This window comes from Acinetobacter wanghuae (genome assembly GCF_009557235.1).
GTDB classification, from domain to species: domain Bacteria; phylum Pseudomonadota; class Gammaproteobacteria; order Pseudomonadales; family Moraxellaceae; genus Acinetobacter; species Acinetobacter wanghuae.
Genome location: NZ_CP045650.1, coordinates 164,349 through 182,583, shown reverse-complemented (window position 1 = coordinate 182,583; position 18,235 = coordinate 164,349). Strand labels below are relative to the sequence as shown.

The 18,235-nt window shown below is 40.1% G+C and carries 10 protein-coding genes; 5 read left to right on the top strand and 5 right to left on the bottom strand.

Going from position 1 to position 18,235, the window contains the following annotated elements:
• The first annotated feature begins 71 nt into the window (after window positions 1-71).
• Window positions 72-2,903 carry an excinuclease ABC subunit UvrA gene (uvrA, locus tag GFH30_RS00805; protein ID WP_153370256.1) on the top strand — a complete coding sequence of 944 codons (2,832 nt, stop codon included), beginning with the start codon at window positions 72-74 and terminating at the stop codon, window positions 2,901-2,903.
• Window positions 2,904-3,037: 134 nt separating this feature from the next.
• Window positions 3,038-4,300 carry a hypothetical protein gene (locus tag GFH30_RS00800; RefSeq protein WP_153370254.1) on the top strand — a complete coding sequence of 421 codons (1,263 nt, stop codon included), beginning with the start codon at window positions 3,038-3,040 and terminating at the stop codon, window positions 4,298-4,300.
• A 136-nt stretch (window positions 4,301-4,436) separates the two neighbouring features.
• Here GFH30_RS00800 and GFH30_RS00795 read toward each other — a convergent pair whose 3' ends face one another.
• Window positions 4,437-6,146, bottom strand: a complete 1,710-nt coding sequence (locus GFH30_RS00795; RefSeq protein ID WP_153370252.1) for a GGDEF domain-containing protein — start codon at window positions 6,144-6,146, stop codon at window positions 4,437-4,439.
• 1,122 nt (window positions 6,147-7,268) lie between these two features.
• Here GFH30_RS00795 and omp33-36 point away from each other — a divergent pair.
• A complete protein-coding gene (omp33-36, locus tag GFH30_RS00790; RefSeq protein WP_264766836.1) occupies window positions 7,269-8,165 on the top strand; it encodes a porin Omp33-36 in 897 nt (298 codons plus the stop codon).
• A gap of 67 nt (window positions 8,166-8,232) precedes the next feature.
• On the opposite strand, the gene GFH30_RS00785 is transcribed toward omp33-36, so the two are convergent.
• The 4 genes from GFH30_RS00785 to GFH30_RS00770 all read right to left on the bottom strand — a co-directional run bounded on the left by GFH30_RS00785 (window position 8,233) and on the right by GFH30_RS00770 (window position 13,288).
• Window positions 8,233-10,203, bottom strand: a complete 1,971-nt coding sequence (locus GFH30_RS00785) for a BCCT family transporter (protein WP_153370248.1) — start codon at window positions 10,201-10,203, stop codon at window positions 8,233-8,235.
• Window positions 10,204-10,378: 175 nt separating this feature from the next.
• Window positions 10,379-11,095 (bottom strand): ion channel, encoded by a 717-nt coding sequence (locus tag GFH30_RS00780; RefSeq protein ID WP_153370246.1) that lies wholly within the window; start codon window positions 11,093-11,095, stop codon window positions 10,379-10,381.
• 143 nt (window positions 11,096-11,238) lie between these two features.
• A complete protein-coding gene (locus GFH30_RS00775) occupies window positions 11,239-12,954 on the bottom strand; it encodes a cation acetate symporter (RefSeq protein ID WP_153370243.1) in 1,716 nt (571 codons plus the stop codon).
• Between the two features lies 1 nt (window position 12,955).
• Window positions 12,956-13,288 (bottom strand): DUF485 domain-containing protein, encoded by a 333-nt coding sequence (locus tag GFH30_RS00770; protein ID WP_153370242.1) that lies wholly within the window; start codon window positions 13,286-13,288, stop codon window positions 12,956-12,958.
• Between the two features lie 182 nt (window positions 13,289-13,470).
• On the opposite strand from GFH30_RS00770, the gene GFH30_RS00765 reads away from it, so the two are divergent.
• Both GFH30_RS00765 and GFH30_RS00760 read left to right on the top strand, forming a co-directional pair.
• Window positions 13,471-16,959 carry a hybrid sensor histidine kinase/response regulator gene (locus GFH30_RS00765; protein ID WP_153370240.1) on the top strand — a complete coding sequence of 1,163 codons (3,489 nt, stop codon included), beginning with the start codon at window positions 13,471-13,473 and terminating at the stop codon, window positions 16,957-16,959.
• A gap of 420 nt (window positions 16,960-17,379) precedes the next feature.
• Window positions 17,380-18,147: a hypothetical protein gene (locus tag GFH30_RS00760; RefSeq protein ID WP_153370238.1), complete on the top strand. Its 768-nt coding sequence runs from the start codon at window positions 17,380-17,382 to the stop codon at window positions 18,145-18,147.
• Window positions 18,148-18,235: the final 88 nt, after the last annotated feature.

Below are 18,235 nucleotides of genomic sequence, written 5' to 3'. Positions count from 1 at the left end.
TTTGCACTTGAACATTTTTCATGCGGTATCATATATAGGTTTTATTTAAATGAATTATTTAGGATCATTGCATGAGCCAAAGTCATATCCGTATTCGAGGCGCACGAACCCATAACTTAAAAAATGTGAACCTTGATATTCCACGCGACAAGTTTGTGGTGATTACGGGGCTCTCCGGTTCAGGTAAATCATCCTTGGCTTTTGATACTTTATATGCCGAAGGTCAGCGTCGTTACGTTGAATCATTATCGGCTTATGCACGTCAGTTTTTATCGCAAATGGAAAAACCCGAAGTCGACTCGATTGAAGGTTTAAGCCCTGCAATTGCTATTGAGCAAAAATCGACAAGTCATAACCCACGTTCGACGGTCGGTACTATTACCGAAATTTATGACTATTTACGTTTGCTATATGCACGTGTTGGTACACCGTATTGCCCTGAACATGACCTACCGATGGTTGCGCAAACCGTGACGGAAATGGTCGATGCAGTCAAAGGGCTTGAAGAAGGTACTGCACTCCTGTTATTAGCGCCTGTCGTGCGTGAACGTAAAGGTGAATACACCGCGCTGTTTGAACAATTACAAAGCCAAGGTTTTGTTCGTGCCCGTGTTGATGGCGAAATCATGGAAATTGATCCACCGCCTGAACTCGATAAAAAGAAAAAACACAGCATTGAAGTTGTGGTTGACCGTTTTAAAGTCCGTGATGATCTTGGTAACCGTATTGCTGAAAGTTTTGAAACAGCGCTACGTTTAGGTAGTGATATTGCCATTTTGTCATGGATGAATGACGAACAGCCCGACCGTGTGTTCTCTGCAAAACACTCATGTCCTGAATGTGAACGTGCGGTGGGTGAACTTGAACCCCGTCTATTCTCATTTAACAATCCATTTGGCGCATGCCCTGTCTGTGATGGTTTAGGTACACGTAGTCACTTTAGTGCAGACAAACTGATTCCAAGTCCTGAGTTTTCTATTAGCCAAGGCGCTATTCGTGGTTGGGATCGTCAACGCCCGTACTATTACAGTATGATCCAAAAAGTTGCCGAACATTTTGGTTATTCACTGGATACCCCGTGGAACGAACTTGATGCCGATGTGAAAAAGAAATTTTTATACGGTACAGGTAAAGAAAAAATTGATTTAAGTTATATCGATGAACGCGGTCGTCGTCATAATCGTGTAATTGCTTTTGAAGGTGTGTTGCCACATTTAGAACGTCGTTACCGTGAAACTGAAAGTAATTATGTGCGTGATGATCTTGCACAGTATTTATCGAATGCGGCATGTGATGCCTGCGATGGCTCACGTCTGAATGAAATCTCACGTAATGTGAAAATTTTAGACAAAACCATCGCACAAATTACCAAAATGTCGATTGGCGATGCCGAAAGCTATTATCAAGGTCTCAACCTTGAAGGTGCACGCGGTGAAATCGCAGATAAAATCTTTAAAGAGATTCGTGAACGTCTGCATTTCCTTGTGTCGGTTGGTTTGAATTATTTAAGTTTATCGCGTTCTGCGGAAACCTTGTCGGGCGGTGAAGCACAGCGTATTCGTTTGGCTTCGCAAATTGGTGCGGGCTTAATGGGCGTGATGTACGTACTGGATGAACCATCGATTGGTTTACATCAACGTGATAACGATCGCTTGCTTGAAACGCTTGTACGCTTACGTGACTTAGGCAATACCGTGCTTGTCGTTGAGCATGATGAAGATGCAATTCGTGCGGCTGACCATATTATTGATATTGGTCCGGGTGCAGGTGTGCATGGGGGTTATGTCATTGCGGAAGGGACGTATGATGAAATCATTGCCAATGAAAAATCACTGACCGGTCAATACCTGACAGGTAAGCGTAAAATTGAAGTCCCGAAAACACGAGTAAAACCACCTAAACCTGAAGAACAAATTAAGCTGTTAGGTGCGTGTGGGCATAACTTACAAAATGTCGATTTAACCATTCCACTTGGCATTATGACGTGTGTTACTGGGGTTTCGGGTTCAGGTAAATCAACCTTGATTAACCGTACTTTATTGCCTTTGGCAGCAACCCAGTTGAATGGTGCAACCACACTTACCGCAGAGAAGTTCGATTCGATTGATGGTTTACAGTATCTCGATAAAGTTGTCGATATTGACCAAAGCCCAATTGGACGTACACCACGTTCAAACCCTGCGACATATACGGGTTTATTTACTCCAATTCGCGAGTTATTTTCACAAACACCTGAAGCCAAAGGTCGTGGTTATACCGCAGGTCGTTTCTCATTTAACGTGAAAGGCGGTCGTTGTGAAGCCTGCGAAGGCGATGGCATGATTAAAGTCGCGATGCATTTCTTACCCGATATGTATGTACCTTGCGATGCCTGTCATGGCAAACGTTACAACCGTGAAACCTTAGAAGTGAATTACAAAGGCAAGAACATTTCTGATGTTTTAGAAATGACTGTTGAAGATGCCACTCAGTTCTTCGATGCCATTCCTGTCATTCACCGTCGTTTAGATACCTTGATGCAAGTTGGTTTGGGTTATATCCGTCTCGGTCAATCTGCAACAACACTGTCAGGTGGTGAAGCACAACGTGTCAAATTAGCACGCGAACTTGCTAAACGCGATACGGGTAAAACTATTTATGTCTTGGATGAACCGACCACAGGTTTGCATTTCCATGACATTGCCAAGTTGCTTGATATTTTGCATGAGCTTCGTAACAAGGGTAATACCATTGTCGTGATTGAGCATAACTTGGATGTGATTAAGACTGCCGATTGGGTGATTGATTTAGGTCCTGAAGGTGGTGCTGGTGGCGGTATGATTATTGCGGAAGGCACACCTGAAGATGTGGCGAAATCGAAAGTTTCACATACAGCGAAGTTCTTGAAGCCTTTGTTGAAATAACAATCTCCCCTAACCCCTCTTTATAAAAGAGGGGAAATTTCCTCCTTTATCAAAGGAGGGTTAGGGAGGATTTAATTCACTTTATAAGTATGCTAAAACGGTGATTCATTCACCGTTTTTTATTTGGAGAGTAAATGCCAAAAATTACAGATAATGAGTCAATTAGACCACTTTTAACTTTTAGCCAATTATTACAAACAGGATATACTTTTCTTGAAAAGATCCCTTTCATATATACGATTAATCCAAAATTAAAAGAACATCGCAATCAAGTTATGCAGATGATAAAAGATAGTCATATTTTAACGTTACCTGATAAATTTAATGAGCTTTTCTCAAAAGATGGATGGATTTGTTACAGTGGATTAAGTCAGACTGTTTTAGAACAATCAGTGGCTTTAGGTTCAACGAATAAATATGAGGAAGCAAAAGAATTACTCATAGAATATGTTGATGAAAAAATGGTTGAATTCATTCTTACAAAATGTAGTTCTCGCCCTGAATTTAAGACTCGCTTAGACTTACTTAAGTTATTAAAAATAGATTATTTAGAACAACGTTATCATTCATGTATTCCTTTATTACTGGCGCTAATAGATGGCTTAGTCAACGACATTTCAAAACATGTTGGCTTCTTTACTGAAAAATCAGACCTAGAACTCTATGACAGCATTACATCGCATGAAACAGGATTACCTTTTCTGAAATTAATCATGAACACATCAAGGAAAAAAACAACAGAAGAAGAAATTTTAATTCCGTATCGCAATGGAATTTTACATGGTCGTGATTTAAATTTTTCTAATAAAGAAGTTGCTTCGAAATGTTGGTGGTTGCTGGACTGTGTAATTGATTGGTCTGATGAAAAAAGAATCGATAAACAACCTATAGAATCGATTTCTATAAAAGAATCCTTAGAAAAATATAATAAGACTCAAGAACTCTCTAAGCGCATAAGTTTATGGAAAAAACGCCCCATCAAATCTGAAAAGTATTGGCAAAGTCAAAATCTAATAACTATAGAGCAAGGCTTACCTGAACACACTTTACTTATCTTTTTAAATGCTTGGAAAGAACAACAGTGGGGTAAAATGTTTCCTATACTTTTACACAATATTGGCAAGCATAAAGGAAAAGCTATTCCTGAAATTAAAAGTGATTATCAGAAAATTAAGCTATTAAATTTCAGAATTGATTCATCCGAAGATCAAACACCTTCATGTACAAATATCTCTAGCTATCTCGAATATGTTAAAGACGATATTAAACAATCTTCAAATATTAGCATAAGCTTAAATTATGCAAATACAGAGAATGGTTATCCTGAGCTTAGAGATGAGCCAAATGGAAGTTGGTATATCCTACAATTATCCCTTAGACAAATTCTTTTCAGCTAAAAGTACTAATTTTTCCAAAATGATAAGAAAGATATTTTAAATACTGAAAACAATTATCCCTTAGACAAATTCTTTTCAGCTAAAAGTACTAATTTTTCCAAAATGATAAGAAAGATATTTTAAATACTGAAAACAATTATCCCTCGGCGACTGCATTCCGCCCTTTTGCCTTCGCCTTAAACAATCCTTCATCGGCAGCTTCAAACAAACGCACCCAAGACTCTGCACCAATGGCAACACCAATACTGACTGAAAACGGAATATGCTGTCCATCTGCATCTAAAATCGTTTCAGCCTTCACCTCTTTACGAATTTTATGCGCAATGGTTAGTGCATTGTTCATATCAATATTTTCAATGAGTATCAGGAACTCATCTCCACCATAACGCACAATCATGTCCGAGGTACGCACGTTGCTTTTCAAACAATCGGCTACAGATTGAATGACATGATCGCCAATGATATGCCCATGCTGATCATTCACTTGTTTAAAGTGATCAATATCAATCATCATTAAACAGGTTTTGGATAACTTCGAAGGATGCCCTTCCAAAAAGCGAATATATTCTTCTAATGCAAAACGGTTTGATAACCCCGTCAATGAATCCGAATGCGCGATATTTTTAAGACGAAATTCCAAAGCATCACGTTGTTGTAAGGAATGCTCTAATTTTTGAATCGCTGCAAATAAACTGTCTGGATTTTCTCTCACCCCTTGCGGATTTACGGATTTATTTCGATCAGTCGACTCAGACAAGTCAAATAACATTTCACGTGCTGTAATTAAGGGTAAGAACAAACTGCGTCGTGCAGAAAACATGGTCACAATCGCCATGGTTAAAGAAATAAGCGAAATAATGACAGTCCACAGTAAATCTTTTAAATTTTTCTGTACGTCTTGATAGGCAAGATCATGACTATATTCAAGTAAATACGTCTGTAAATCGATAACTGTGGCAAATTTATCCACCATTGCTTCGGTAAGCTGAGTGCCCGTTAAGCGATATGGACGATGCTGTAGACTATCCTCAATTAAGCCTGATACTAAAGGTAAACCTTGATCAATAAATTGCGTCTTAATTTCATCGTGCAGTTGAATAAATTCAGGGGTTTTATCTTGGATCGGTTGAATGGTTTCAATCAAATCCCATAAATACAGTACCTGATGTTGGGTTTGTAATGAGCGCGTTAAATTTGTTTCAGGCAGAACTGTGCCAAATGTCACATGCGCCATTACATTTGAGGCAACACGCCCTGCTTGGTCACGTAAATCCGATAACAATAAAATTTGCGAGACAAAATTAGAGAGTTTTGTGGACGGTATTTCAGACTCAATGACCACACCTTTTAATACCTGACGACTACTCTGCCACGCCTCAAACATAGACAAAATGGATTGATCTAATTTCTCAGCACTTCGCTCGGTACGTGGCAGTGCCGCATACACGTCAACGTCTTGACGCGCATGCGCTAAAGTTGGGATAAGCGTATGAGAAATTTGTGCACTCAGCGTATTAAAACCAGCATTTTTTAGAATTAGCTGTGTCTGCTCGAGTTGCTGATCGACACCACGTCGATAATCGGCTAATTCTTTACGATGTTTTTCAAAGTCCTCAATGGAACTAGACATGATTTTATTGGCAGGTGCGCGTTCGCGAGAGATTTTATTGGCTAAGTCTGCGACATGCTCAAGCACCTTAATTTCATTATACGTTTTAACAGAGTGCTGAAATTTTTGACTACTTGAGACAATTAAAGGAATACAGATTAAAAGCAAACATAAGATAATAATCGACATCGCCCAATACAGGCGCTTACTCATATGTTCAGAGCGTAATGAATGCATGTTTTATTTACGCCCTCGATTATTCAAACGAATATTCATATTGAAGTGGTCATTATACAAACAACACCCTTGAACTATAAAGTCCTGTTTCACCATTTAGAGATATTTTTTAAAAAATTTATTTAATTTAACAGTCACTTATATTTTTTGATTTTGACAAAGAACCGCGGATTCAATTTATAAGCATAATGCCTTATTAGAAAATAATAAAAGAATCCAAAAAATAAGCTAAAAAAAGAATAAAACAGTATTTTCAGACTATTTACACATGCAACAATTAAGTGCATAATGCACCGCATTAGGGCGAGCTACTTTATTCCTCAGCAGATATTTTAGTTTTCCCGCAAATTTTGGCGAAAAAATCCCAGTTTTCTATGAAGACTGGGATTTTTTTTATCCGAATGAAAAACAATGATGAAGCCCCTTAAAATTAATGCATCATTTTGGTGCGATTTATTTTTCAATTTAGGTTTAGTTCTTTAATTAAACTCATGTAAACATTTAGATGATTTAGGGTCTTTTTTTGAATAAAAAAAAGCCCAACCTTGGGGAAAGTTGGGCTGATAAAAACAAAATCGTGGAGATTTGTACAAGTTAGAAATCTATATGTGATGTCTAAGTTGATATTGAAATTATGGTAAAGATCACCTAAAAAGTAAAGCCGATTAAAACACTTGGTTTTATACCACATCACACTATTAAAATTAAATGTGACAAAAATCACAGTTAAAGACATCTTTTGGATGAATATAAATCAACTGATCATTAATTAAACAAACACTTGAATAATTATTAATCAAAATTAAATACCCAATTATCTAATTGTTTAATATGAAATTTATTTGCTATTGCATTCATTTTTTCGTAAATAACCGCTCAAGTAATATGCAAGAAAGATAACAAATTTCATCTTAAAATTTATTCTGAACAACAGCATAGAACATACAACATATTGTTAATTTTCAATTTTTTAAAAAAAAGAAAGAAAAATAAAAGGCATTGCTAGAATAATACACAAAAAATATATGACAAAAATGTTTAAGAAAAGAACATAATTGCATCCATTGACAACATAAATTGTTACAATACAATCGTGACTTGTTTCAACTCCCTTGTATCAAAATGGTAATTATCATGAAAAAACTTGGTTTAGCCACTGCTTTATTATTAGCGATGACCGGTGCTCAAGCGTATCAATTCGAAGTTCAAGGTCAAGCAGAACACATCGACAACACTGCTAACGACAAAGACTTCACAGGCGCTGTTCAAGGTACTTACTACTTCAACGATGTTGACTCTTCTAAAGGTCCTTTAGATGAAGCTGCTTTCCTTAACCATGCATCGAACGTTTCTGCTGCTTATAGCTACGGCGAAAATGGTCAAGAAGAAGATGGCCGTACACGTACTGCTAACCACACTTTCGGTGTGAAAGGTGAAGCTTACGTACCAACTAAAGTTGTACCTGTGTATGCAAGCGCGTCTTACAACCACACAATTACTGACAACAAAGCTGGCGAAACTGATGACAATGGCGACCGTTATGCTTTAGAACTTGGTGCTTTAGTTCTTCCTAACTTCTTAGTTGCTGTTGGTTACACAAGCGTTGCTGACCAAGTGTCTTATGATGCTTTCAACATTGCTTCTAACGGTGTTGCTAAAGCTGCGCTTGAATCTAAAACAATTGCAGACGATCAAGATGCAATCACTGCACGTACTAAATACGTTGGTGGTATCGATGGCACTAACATGTCAATCGGTTTTGAATCTGGTTTAGTTTATGGTGAAGCAACTGCTTTCAACCTAGGTACAACTCTTTACCTTAACCCTAAACTAAGCGTTGGTGTTTCTTACTTAGAATCTAGCTACGCTGGTTCACCAGACAAAGCTTTGGGTGCGAACGTAAACTACTTCATCACTCCAGCTGTTGCTGTTGGTGCAAGCTACGTAAATGCTAATGCTGAAAATGGTTCAGAGCTTGATACTCAAACTGTTGGCTTAAATGCTAAATTCCGTTTCTAATTTTTTAAATTAGATTCTGAATCAAAAAAGGACGCGTTATGCGTCCTTTTTTTAGGTTTGTTTTAGCTTACTCAGGTGTACGGACTAAACTTAAGAAATGAAGATGACGTTCATATTGATCCAAAATATCTTGTAATAGATCTTCTTGCGTCCACTCCATCACATCATAATTTTGTCCACCCTCTCTTAAAAAGACCTCTGCCTGATAAGAATGGCTTTCATCAGGAGCTGCATCTGCCATAAAACGCGGACTCAACGTTTGAGTGTTATTCACCTGATAGATAAAATTAATTTCATCCTGATGATCCACACGTAACTGAAGTCCATTTTCTAAAGTTTTAATATTGACCTGTAAATTGCGTCTTTTTAATTCACTTCGAAAACTCATAAAGGCATTGTTTACGGTAGTTTGAATATAATCCTGCACTTCTTGTTCGGTGTGTGAATAGTGCATGATTAACCCCAAACGCTGTTGCCAACTCCGTGGGTTTTGAATTGCACGTGGCGTAATGCGTGCGGCTTGCAGGGCATGCATTTTGGTAACATCCAAATGCAGCGCTTTGACTAAGCCCCAACAAATAAACAGCATAATAATGGTAAAAGGTAAGGCACTCATGATCGTGGCTGATTGCAGCGCTTGAAGCCCACCAACCAATAACAATATGATTGCCAAAAGTGCCATCAACACTGTCCAAAACAGGCGTTGCCAAGTCGGTGAATTGTCCGTTTTTGCGGTCAAATAATCTGTGACTAGCGCACCTGAATCGGCAGAGGTCACGAAAAAGAGCATCACCAATATGGTTGCAATAATGCTGGTCACCGAACTGAAAGGCAGATGACTTAGAAACTCGAACAGAGCCACCGAAGAATCACGTTGTACCGCATCTAATAAGGAGGTATTGGCTTCATGCATAATGCTAAACAATGCGGCATTGCCCATAAAGCCCATCCAAATGAGGGTAAAGCCTGTCGGAATCAACAGCACGCCCACAATAAACTCTCGGATACTCCGTCCTTCTGAGACGCGTGCAATAAACATCCCAACAAATGGCGACCAAGAAATCCACCACGCCCAATACATAATGGTCCAGCCACCAATCCAACCACTCGGCTGATAGGCATACAAATTGAAGGTCATGCTAAACAAATTCGACAGATACTGACCTGCATTTTGAATTGTCGTTTGTAGTAAATAGATACTTGGACCGGCAATAAACACAAAGAACAATAACAGCAGTGCGAGGACTAAATTCAATTCAGCCAAGCGTTTAATGCCTTTATCTAAACCAAAAAATACCGAGGTGGCTGCCATCGCACTGACCACGATAATTAAAATCACTTGGTTACTTGCACTTTGTTCAATTCCGAACAAATAATTCAGACCAGAGTTGATTTGTGTCACACCAAAGCCCAAGGTGGTTGCCACACCAAAGACAGTACCAATCGTGGCAAAAGTATCGACACCATCGCCAATCGGTCCATAAATTCTTTTACCAATCAAAGGATATAAGGATGAGCGAATTTTTAACGGCAATTGATGGCGATAGGCAAAATAAGCCAGAGACAAACCCACTAAAGTGTAAATTGCCCATGCATGTAAGCCCCAATGGAAGAAGGTGACACGCATCGCTTGTTGCGCAGCAAGGACGGTTTCGGGTTCACCAACGGGCGGTGTGACATAGTGCATGACTGGTTCAGCCACACCAAAGAACATCAAACCAATCCCCATACCGGCGGTAAACAGCATAGCAAACCAAGATGCACTGCTATATTTGGGTTGACTATGATCAGGTCCTAATTTAATTTTGCCCATGTCTGATAGCGCAATATAAATCAGTAAAATTAAAAAAATCGCGACGGATAAGACATAGAACCAGCTAAAGGATTGGGTAATCCATTGGTTCATGTGCTGCGTTAATAGCTCGAATGAATTCGGTGCAAACACCACCAAAGCTAAAAAGATGGCAATGATCACCACAGTACTGATAAATACATTTGGATTGATATTGGCAAACCAAGATGATTTATTGGAAGGCATAAATCCCCCATTTTTTTGTAAAAGTTAAATAAGCAAACTGAATCAAATCATGATGAATAAATAGAAAATGCTCAGAACGTTCAGTGTATAAAAACTGAATCTGTTGTTATTTTAGTCATAGCGAGAATATAAAGCAGTTAAGTTACTGTAACTTAATCAGTAGTCGTTAGTTCTTTTATTCTTTAGGTGGCTTGTGCTTATGCGTTAAACGCGCTTTGTCGGGTAAATGACGAATATATTGCAGCGCAATCAGCCGAGAGACAATCACTGCTAAATACATCACGCCAAAAAACATTTGAATCATTGCCAACATGCGCGCGAATGGACTGATGGGCATCAGATCTGATAATCCTGTTGCAGATTGCACGCTAAAGCTTAAAAACAATAAATCAAACCATGCTTGTAAAGGCTGCCCATTGGGACTCGAAAAACTTGCTGGATAAATCAACTGACAAATACTATATAAAAAGGCAAAGCCCCAAGCCAACAAAGTAAATACCGCACCAGCTGCAAACAATTCATCTTTCGTTAAATAGCGATCATGGAACATATAACGCAATAAACCATAGGCGGCAGAAAAATAAGCTGCAGCTTCAAACGCATGTGCCGTGATATGCACCCATGGACGATGAACACCCAATAAAATTAACAGTGAAAAGAAGATCGCACCTGCGACGCAGCTTAATCCCAATATGGTAAACACGGGTGTCTGCCGAATAACTTTCGCGACCACCAACAGCAATAACACGCCAATGACCCATATTCCGGCACGATAAGACACATTGTCATACGCCAATACAGACAACACCAATAATATAAATTGGATCAGTAATAACCATGCTGAAGGCAAATTTTTAAAATCTTGCCACATTTTTAAAATCGTCTGTTTCATACTGTCCTTAGAATGGATCATGAATATATTTTCATTATTCTGCGTATTCATCCTGCTTGAAATTTAATCTAAACGCCATCCTTAGATAAAAGAATCAGACAATAAAAAAGCCCCTTTCGGGACTTTTTTAATAAAAGTTGCTCTTAGTGATCTGAAGCACCTGAGATACCAATACCCGTTTGTGAACGAACAAACTGTGCATCAAATGCCTTACGCTCTGCTTGTGCCTTTGCAGAATTATCTGTCACAGAGAATAACCAACAGCAGAAGAACGATAACGGCATTGCAAAGATTGCAGGACCATTAAATGGATTGATTGCTTTGTCTGAGATACCCAAAGTGTCGACCCAAACGGCTTTAGACAATACAATTAGCGTCACCGCAGTTACTAAGCCAACGATGCCACCCACGACTGCACCACGTGTCGTTAAACCTTTCCAATACATGGATAAAACCAGTACTGGGAAGTTTGCACATGCCGCAACTGAGAATGCTAAACCCACCATGAAGGCTACGTTTTGTTTCTCGAACAAAATACCCAATACCATCGCAAAGATAGCCAAGCCAAGTGTTGCGATTTTTGACATACGCAATTCAGATTCAGGCGTTGTTTGACCTTTTTTGAATACGTTCGCGTATAAGTCATGCGAAATTGCAGACGCACCTGACAAGGTTAAACCTGCTACAACCGCAAGAATTGTTGCGAATGCCACCGCAGAAATAAAGCCCATGAACAGGTCGCCACCGACAGCATCTGCCAAGTGAACCGCAGCCATGTTATTACCGCCCACTAATTCTAGCTTACCGGTAATCGCCATTTTAGCCACATCAAGGAACTGTGGATTATTGGCAACGTATAGAATCGCACCGAAACCAATAATGAAGGTAAGTAGGTAGAAGTAACCAATAAAACCCGTTGCAACAACCACAGATTTACGCGCTTCTTTGGCATCTTTTACTGTAAAGAAACGCATCAAAATATGTGGCAAGCCTGCTGTACCAAACATCAACGCTAGACCCAGTGAAATCGCATCAATTGGATTCGATGCTAAGCTACCCGGTCCCATGATTTTGGTTGCTTCAATCAAGCTAATGTTATGTACACTTGAATACATGCCAATCGCTTGTTCAAACATATTAGTGAAGCTAAAGCCTACGCCTTTCATCACCATAAATGCCATGAAGGTTGCACCTGAGAGCAACATCACCGCTTTAATGATTTGTACCCAAGTGGTTGCCAACATACCGCCAAACATGACATACGCCATCATCAGCAAACCAACAATCACAACAGCAAGATTATAATTTAAACCGAACAGCAGTTTGATAAGCTGACCCGCACCAACCATCTGTGCGATTAAATAGAATGCCACCACAACCAATGAACTGATAGCGGCCAAAGTACGAACGGGTTTTTCTTCTAAGCGGAATGAAACGACATCCGATAAGTTAAATTTACCCAGGTTACGCAAACGTTCTGCAACCAAGAATAAAACAATCGGCCAACCGACCATAAAGCCGAGTGAGTACAGCAAGCCATCAAAGCCCGACAAGAACACCATTGCAGAAATACCAAGAAATGACGCTGCTGACATAAAGTCACCGGCAATGGCTAAACCATTTTGGAAGCCAGAAATACCGCCACCTGCGGTATAGAAATCATTGGTATTTGTGGTTTGCTTGGCTGCCCATTTAGTAATAAACAAGGTACCACCGACAAAGATGACAAACATGATAATGGCATGCCAATTGGTCGCTTGCTGCTCTGCTGCACCTAAGTCTGGACCTGCCAATGCCACTGATGACATCATCAGTGCGATTGCTGCTAAAGCTAAATTTTTCAAAGAATTCCCTTTCATCTTAGTGTGTTCCTTTTTCTTTAGCGATCGCTTCAACTTCGCGGATGGCTTCGGCATTCAATTGATCCAATGTATTATTGGCAATATACGAATACACCCAGCACAGCACGAACGATAAAACAATAATGCCAAGACCTAAGGGAATGCCCCATGTGGTCACGCCACCTGAGACTGAACTTAATAAAAATTCTTTGTTATAACCGACTAACAGCATAAATCCGACATAGACCACCAACATGATGATCGTTAACGTCCAACTTAAATTACGTTTTTTTTGGACCATTGCTTTGAATTTGGGATTTTGTAGAATGCGTTCTACCTTCGCCTCATCCATAATTACACTCCTATCGCCCGACCATGGGCTGACTATTTTTTAATTTGAATTATTACTGTGCTACGTTAACAAGGTTCTGTATTGCTTGTAATTTAGACTTTGGTCGTTAAAAAATAATCAATTCAGGCGATCACTTTCATCATGCGTTATCATAGTGTTCTGCTCAGTACACGTCAGGCTATATGAACAGTTGGCTCATCATCGGGGTTCTAGCCCTCTATATCGCATTACTCTTTATTTGTGCATTTTTCGGGGAGAAACACGCCAGTCGTCTTAGCACCCGAGGACGCATGCTATTGTTTAGTTTAACTTTAGGTGTCTATTGTTCTTCGTGGACATTTTATGGTGCAACAGGTGCGGCTGTTCGTGAAGGGATTATTTTCCTGCCGATCTATTTAGGTCCATTGCTATTTGTGGCGCTCGGTTACGATATTTGGCGACGGCTTGGACGTGTACGTCAGCATCATGCGATTTCATCCATTGCGGACTTTGTGGCTGCACGTTATGGCAAAAGTGGCACACTGGCATCTTTGGTGACCATTCTTGCCGTGATCGCCATTATTCCGTATTTGGCATTACAACTTCGTGCAATTGCATTGAGTGCTGCGGTCATTTTGGAACCGTCTGCAGGCATTACCAATACCACCAATGGCGTATTGGTTCTGACAGGGATCTTAGCCATTTTGGCAATGATTTTTGGTACACGCCAAATTGCCAATACTGAACAGCATGGCGGTTTGATGCTCGCGGTCGCATTCGAGTCCTTCGTCAAACTCTTCGCCCTGATTGCTGTGGCGGCTTTCTTTATTTTCCAAGCACCTGAAAATTTGCCACAAATTACCCGCGACATGAGTATGACCTTCCGCGATGTACAACTGTTAGGTGTACCAGAAAGTTTTTGGGTACAGACTTTACTCGCGGCACTTGCGATTATCTGTTTGCCACGCCAATTTCACGTTGCTGTGGTTGAATTACGTGATGAAAAACATATTCGTGGTGCGCGTCGTTGGTTTACTGCGTATTTGCTGTTGACCACGATTGCGATTATTCCAATTGCAAGTTGGGCTTTACATGCAGCTCCGCAGTATCTTGCTATTCCGGATGTAGCAGTGCTGTCTTTGCCGCTCAGTTATAACCAAGATTGGCTGACACTGTTAGCCTTCTTAGGCGGTTTCTCCGCGTCTACAGGCATGCTGCTGGTATCGTCAGTTGCACTGTCCATTATGCTGAGTAATGACCTCATCATGCCTGCCTTATGGCGGTTTAATTTCATTTCGCGCCATGATAAACGCTTGCCTTTGGTACTCAAATTTACCCGACGTATTTGTATTTTGGGTGTGATGCTGCTTGGCTTCTTATTCTATACTTTCTTTAATGATATCAACCAACTATCTGTATTTGGTTTATTGGCATTTAGTGCTGTTGCACAGTTCTCCCCTGCCCTGATTGGCGGTTTATATTGGCGCGGTGGCAGTAAACAGGGTGTCTATGCAGGACTGCTTACAGGCTTTGCACTTTGGGCATATACCTTATTGCTCCCAACCATGTTAAGAAGCCTGCCGGAGTCCTATCAAGCCTTTAGTCAGAACTTTATTGAGCATGGTCCTTTTGGAATCAATTGGTTACGTCCTGAAGGGTTACTCGGCTTCGAATCTCTAGATCCACTGACACATGGCGTGATCTGGGCGTTGGGTCTGAATATTTTGCTCTATATTTGGGTGTCGCGAATTTTCCGTCCGAGTATTGCAGAACAAATTCAAGCGGAAAGTTTCTTCTACTATGAAACCAAGCCTTTACCATCGCAAAGCCTGAATAGTGAAGTAAATTATTCACATCAAGATGTGGCACGTTTGAAAGTTGGTGACTTAATTACGCTGGCTAAACGGATTACAGGTGAAGAACCGACTACACGTGCTTTCCAACAGTTCTGTACTCAAAATAATGTCGAATTGCATGAAAACAGCAGTGCCAACGGTATGTGGTGGCGTTTTACCGAACAATATTTAGCAGGCACGATTGGCGCTGCTTCAGCGCGTACCCTCTTGACGACAGCAATGGTCAACAACGGTTTAGCCCTCGGTCAAGTGGCAAATATTCTTGACCAAGCATCACAATGGCAACGTTTCAATCAAAACCTGATCATGACCATGATTGACCATATGACCCAAGGGGTGAGCGTAATCGATGAAAATATGTGTTTGGTCGCATGGAATAATCAATATCTTAAATTATTTGATTATCCAAAAGAGATTGTCTATGTCGGTTGTCCAGTTTCAGACTTAATTCGTTATAACGCAGAACGTGGTGAATGTGGCCCCGGTTCAGTCGAAGAACATGTACGTAAGCGTATGCACTGGATGAGCGTCGGCAGTGCGCATGAGTTTGAGCGCATTCGTAAAGATGGGCGCGTGATTCAAATGCGTGGCAATCCGATCGAAGGCGGTGGTTTTGTAACGACTTTTGCCGACATTACTGCATTCCGTGAAAACGAAGCCTTACTTGAAGGACGCGTGCAAGATCGTACCCAACAGCTTGCCGATGCCCTATCTGAACAGCAATTGGCACGTGAACAAGCCGATAAAGCCAATATGTCAAAAAGTCGCTTTATTGCCGCTGCCAGTCATGATTTATTGCAACCGATGCATGCAGCACGCTTATTCAGTACAGCTTTAGAACAAAGCATACAATCTGATGAAGATCGTAAAACCTTACAGCAACTTGATCGTGCCTTGCATGGTGCAGAAAGTATGTTGTCGGCATTACTCGATATTGCACGACTTGAAGGCGGTACCATTCAGCCAAAGCGTCAAGCCTATCCACTGCATGATTTACTCAGCGATTTAGAACTGCAATTTAAATCGATTGCCGCACAGCGTGGCATTCAATTTAGCGTCCATGATGCGCAGTTCTGGATTGATACCGACCCGCAATGGATTCGTCGTATTATTCAGAACTTCGTCAGTAATGCGCTGCGTTATACCGCTCGCGGTAAAGTGGTTGTTGGTGTGCTGCGTTCGAGTAGCAAACCGAATCATATTCGCATTGGTGTTTGGGATACCGGTCCGGGGATTGCAGAAGAACAACGTATTAAACTTTTCCAAGAATTTGAACGTTGTGGACATACCTCACCTTGGGGTGAACAAGGCTTAGGACTTGGTCTTGCCATTGTGCAGCGTATGACCAGCATGCTGAATTATCCTGTGCACGTCTATTCAGCTTTAGGTCAAGGCTCATGCTTTATGATTGAAGTGCCTTTAACTACAGCTCCTAAAGTTGTGGCTGCGCCAACTCAAGCTGCACCGCTCAAATCAAAATCCTTTAAAGTGTTGTGCTTGGATAATGACGAAGCCATTTTGGAAGGCATGTCGACCTTACTGACTAAGTGGGGCTATCAAGTCTTTAAAGCTACTGAGCCTGAACAGGCAGCCCTCTTGGTGCAACAAGAAAACATTCAAGTGTGGTTGGTCGATCAACATTTAAACCAAAACAAACTAGGTTTAGATTTCATTTTGGAACATCGTGGGGACAATATTCCTGTTGCTCTCATTACCGCCGATTCAGATCCAGAATTGCCGCAACGCTTAAAAGAGCTCAACATTGTCTTACTCAGAAAACCGCTTAAACCTGCATCGCTCAGATCTTGGTTATCTGGACTTAAAATTTCAGATTAAGCTTTAAAAAATGAAGTAAAAAAGATGCCCGTTTTGTTATTCAAAATGGGCATCTTTTTATTTTAATGTGACAAAAAATTTCAGCATTGGCATCAATTTAAGCCTGATATGCAAAAGTGTTCATTTTCACCCAATAAATCATGCTTTTGATTTACCAAAATATTCATTTCTAAATTCGCTATGGCAAAAAATAGTCAATTCTAAAATCGACACTCACACACCTAGTTACATCTTCGTAAATATTTAATTTATAAATATTTTTATAATAAAAATCCATCATTAGAACTTTAGTCTGACTTTAATTCTTTTCCTATTCGCTCTAAATATAGAGCAATGAAATGATCGATTAAACTGAATTTCTTAAAATTATTTTTTGACATTCAGCTCGATGATTGACCAGATTCCACAGGACGATTTGTCATGAATATTGATAAAAATAACACGCTAGAACTGAATCAAAACCAACAATTCCACCGTCAATATGGTGCCAATGCACTGTTGCCTATCATTGATTGGAAGGCTTTATTTAAGCACAGTAAACTCAATGAAACTCAGACCCAAGCGCTCGATGTGCTTTATGAAAGTGCTGTACCCTTAGCTTTACAAGTATTTGAGGAATTACATTTTGATGTCTTTCAGCCCTATGCGTATAAACCGCAAGGTCTCGGTTTGTTTGAGCGAATTGCCGAACAAGAAGGAAAACTTATTCAAGCATTAGCACTTGAGTCTCAAGACTTATCTGAAGCTGTACGTCATCAAATTTGGAGTATGTTACTGCGCGGTGGTGCGGTCTTGGTGTTTAAAGCTTGGCTCGGGTTGGTTAAAACAGGTGAACTACAACTCGACACCACGAAATTTGATGAACTCTCAGAATTACTATTTATTAAAACCCCGCCCGATGCTTTGGCTACAAGTTTAAATGTCGATCCATTATCTAAAGAGGATCATATTTTCTTGATGTATGGAAATGACGTGTATTTAGACCGTTTTAATAGTTTGGAAACTGCCGCGTTATTTATTGATTTAGGCGTATATGATGCGACCTTCTTAAGCTTACGTGATGATCGAATTGCTGAGTTTTTGAAAAATAAAGGCTACGTTTCACAAGATCAAATTGATGAATTGCAATGCGCCTTAAATCCTTTGTTCTGTGCTGATTTAACCCCTAAACAAGATTATATTGCCTAATCGATTTTGGATTCATGTCGTAACAACACAATCAAATTCGCATAAAAAAAGGAGCTTTCATAAAAGCTCCTTTTTTGCATCTTAACGA

Bases quoted from the DNA above. Each gene is read 5' to 3' on its own strand.
- uvrA (WP_153370256.1), top strand. From the start codon at position 72: ATGAGCCAAAGTCATATCCGTATTCGAGGCGCACGAACCCATAACTTA.
- GFH30_RS00800 (WP_153370254.1), top strand. From the start codon at position 3,038: ATGCCAAAAATTACAGATAATGAGTCAATTAGACCACTTTTAACTTTT.
- GFH30_RS00795 (WP_153370252.1), bottom strand. From the start codon at position 6,146: ATGCATTCATTACGCTCTGAACATATGAGTAAGCGCCTGTATTGGGCG.
- omp33-36 (WP_264766836.1), top strand. From the start codon at position 7,269: ATGGTAATTATCATGAAAAAACTTGGTTTAGCCACTGCTTTATTATTA.
- GFH30_RS00785 (WP_153370248.1), bottom strand. From the start codon at position 10,203: ATGCCTTCCAATAAATCATCTTGGTTTGCCAATATCAATCCAAATGTA.
- GFH30_RS00780 (WP_153370246.1), bottom strand. From the start codon at position 11,095: ATGAAACAGACGATTTTAAAAATGTGGCAAGATTTTAAAAATTTGCCT.
- GFH30_RS00775 (WP_153370243.1), bottom strand. From the start codon at position 12,954: ATGAAAGGGAATTCTTTGAAAAATTTAGCTTTAGCAGCAATCGCACTG.
- GFH30_RS00770 (WP_153370242.1), bottom strand. From the start codon at position 13,288: ATGGATGAGGCGAAGGTAGAACGCATTCTACAAAATCCCAAATTCAAA.
- GFH30_RS00765 (WP_153370240.1), top strand. From the start codon at position 13,471: ATGAACAGTTGGCTCATCATCGGGGTTCTAGCCCTCTATATCGCATTA.
- GFH30_RS00760 (WP_153370238.1), top strand. From the start codon at position 17,380: ATGAATATTGATAAAAATAACACGCTAGAACTGAATCAAAACCAACAA.